The following is a 2,759-nucleotide window of genomic DNA, read 5'->3' on the forward strand; positions in this document are numbered from 1 at the left end:
TCGCAGACACCGAGGCAGAGGGCGCTGTGGCCAGCGTGCAAAATGGCCACCCCGTTGTTCATCAGGGGGTAGGTACCTTCGCTTGGCAGACCCAGCGGCGTGAGATCGCCGAGCAGGCTGTGGGTATGGCCGCCGATGATGAGGCTGAGCTCGGGGAAGCGCTCGGCCAGCAGCTTGTCCTGATCCAGCCCGAGGTGGCTCAGCAGCACGATATGCTGGATCCCTTCGCGCTTGATCTCCCGCAGCACTTTAGTGAGGGTCTCGGCGACCGCGTGGAAACGGGTGTGGGGATCCGGGTTGGCGATGGCAGCCATCTGGGCGAGGGTGATGCCGAGCAGCGCAAAGGGAACCCCGTCGATCACCCGACGATGCCAGGGCTGATGGGCGTCGTAGAGGTGGGGAATATCCCACAGCCCAAGCGGCGTGTCGGCTGGCTCCTGACTGTTGTCCAGATTGGCGGCCAGCACCGGAAAATCGAGCTGGCGCAAGAACTCCACCAGCGGGCCGTTGCCCAGATCGAATTCGTGGTTGCCAAGTACCATGGCATCAGGGGCCAGCATGGCGAGCAGGTCGGCGTTGGCGCGCCCTTTGAAGCGGTTGAAATAGAGAGAGCCCTGAAAGGAGTCGCCACCGTGCAGAAACAGAAAACGCTGGCCGGTTGCTGCGGCTTTGGCACGCAGTTGGGTCAGTCGTGTCAGGATCCGGGCATAACCGCCGCACTGGGTGCGCCACTGGCCTTCACCGACAGGGGAGAAGCTCATGGGCGCGCCATCGAAGTGGGAGTGGCAATCACTGAAATGGGCAAGTTGAACCGTAATACTCATCTCGGTCCTCCTTAGGGGGAAAATGAGCACCGAGTCTACTGCAAAGGGGGGGGAGGATACCAGCCCGGCAGGGTGCCGGGCTGGTCAGCGATCAGGCGGGTACCATGATCTGGGTGGCGACAATCACCACCAGCAGGCCGACGGCGACCGGCATACTGGTGCGCTTGACCACCTCGAACGGCGAGAGCTTGCCCATCCCCGCACAGGCGACCACCACCCCGGAGACCGGAGAAATGGTGCGACCCAGGTTGGAGGCTTGCAGCATCGGGATCACCAGATAGGCCGGGTTGATGCCAAGGCTGCTAGCCAGGTTGGGGATCAGCTCCACAAAGGCGTAGAAGGGGGCATTGCCCGAGCCGGTGGTGAAGGCGGCCAGGGTGGTGATCACCACCAGTGACAGCATCATGATCAGACCGCCTGAGCCGAGATCCTGCGCGTGAGCCAGCAGAGTGTCGATAAAGCCGATGGTCATCAGACCCTGGGCGAAGACACCGGCACCGACCAGCAGCATGACCACACCAGCAAAGGCATCAGCCATGTTGCGCCAGCAGACCTGCAGACCGTCCAGCAGCTCCTTGCCATTGCGGATACGCACGAGTTCCAGCAAGCTGGCCAGCACCATGCACATGACGATGATGGTGACGATATCCAGCTGCGGGCCCCATTTGCCGTCAAACACCAGCACCCCGATGATGGGGGTAAAGGGCAGGATGGCGTAGAAAGCTGGGGCGGTAGTCACCAGGTCACCCGGGGCGACCGGCTCGTTGTGCTCACCGGATTTTTGATCAAGGTAGCGCTGCCAGAAGAAGTGGGTCACCGCCATACAGGCGATCGCCACCAGCGAGATGGGCAGGGTCAGCTTGAAGGCAAAGTCCAGCAGCGGCATGTTGGCGGCCTGGGCGGCCATCACCACGTCCCCTGAGGTCGGTGCCAGAATAATGGCGGCTGGCGAGGCGCACACGGCCGCAGCCGCGCCACGGGAGATCCCCATGTTGACCATCAGCGGAAACAGGGTTGCCATCAACAGCACGCCCAGACCGGTAGCGGAGCTGACTGCCAGCGACATGGCGCAGGCCACCAGATAGGCAGCCACCAGCAGGATATAGGGGGACTTGATGATACCGAGCGGTTTGCTGGCCAGCTTGACCAGAATGGTGTTGGCGCCGATATGGCTCATGTAGCCGGCGAAGCCGCACAGCACCATGATCAGCATCCCCAGTCCACCGCCACGATCATTGAGCAGGAAGCGGACGTATTCGAAGATATCGGTTGCGATATAACCGGTACTGACCACCTTGCTCGGCAGTACCGGTTTGCCCATCATGGCGGTGATGACCAGCAGCAGTAAGCCGCCGCTCAGCAGCACCCCGGTCGCGGAGTATCCTTTGAAAATGGCACGGCCCACCACCAGGGTGACCAGGGTGCCAACGATAAGTTCGAGCATATGTTGCCTTCTGATTGGATGAGAGTGGAGGGAGTCTATTCCGATAGGGGTAGAGTGGCGACTGAAAACCGGATGTTGTGTGAGCTAAATCAACGTTTAACCCCGTGAACAGAATTAAAGAAAGGTAAAGGTACTTTACCCAGCGGGTTTGGCTACCTACCCTTGCCAGCCTTGGTTGTCTTTTGAGGCTTTTATATGGCGTTAGGTGATTTTTCAGGCATTAAACGCTCTATTTTTCTGCTTGCGATGTTATTTTCGCCTACTTGCGTGTTTGCTGTAACCAATGACGGTTTTCATCAAACCGGCCCCCATCAGGCGGTCGCCATGCGGCGTCTCATGGCTCCTCACTCTTACGGCGTACTGGTGGTTGCCGAGGGGAGCACCCCCCGTTTTGCCGCGCTGGCATCCAAAACCACCGAAGCAAACTGCCTGGCCCGCCATGCCATTCGGGTAGATGGGGTCGCGCTGCTGGTTACCCCGAAATTCTATGC

The 2,759-nt window shown here is 60.2% G+C and carries 2 protein-coding genes; both read right to left on the bottom strand.

The genetic code is table 11. The features are described 5' to 3' along the window. Nucleotides 1-824, bottom strand: an 824-nt coding sequence (locus tag DBR30_RS21640) for a metallophosphoesterase (RefSeq protein ID WP_258224283.1), incomplete at its 3' end; no start/stop codon positions are given. A gap of 91 nt (nt 825-915) precedes the next feature. Beyond that, nucleotides 916-2,268 (bottom strand): anaerobic C4-dicarboxylate transporter DcuC, encoded by a 1,353-nt coding sequence (gene dcuC / locus DBR30_RS04735; RefSeq protein ID WP_005336914.1) that lies wholly within the window; start codon nt 2,266-2,268, stop codon nt 916-918. Between the last annotated feature and the right edge of the window lie 491 nt (nt 2,269-2,759).

The sequence above is a fragment of the Aeromonas sp. HMWF017 genome, from assembly GCF_003061465.1.
Lineage (GTDB): Bacteria > Pseudomonadota > Gammaproteobacteria > Enterobacterales > Aeromonadaceae > Aeromonas > Aeromonas veronii.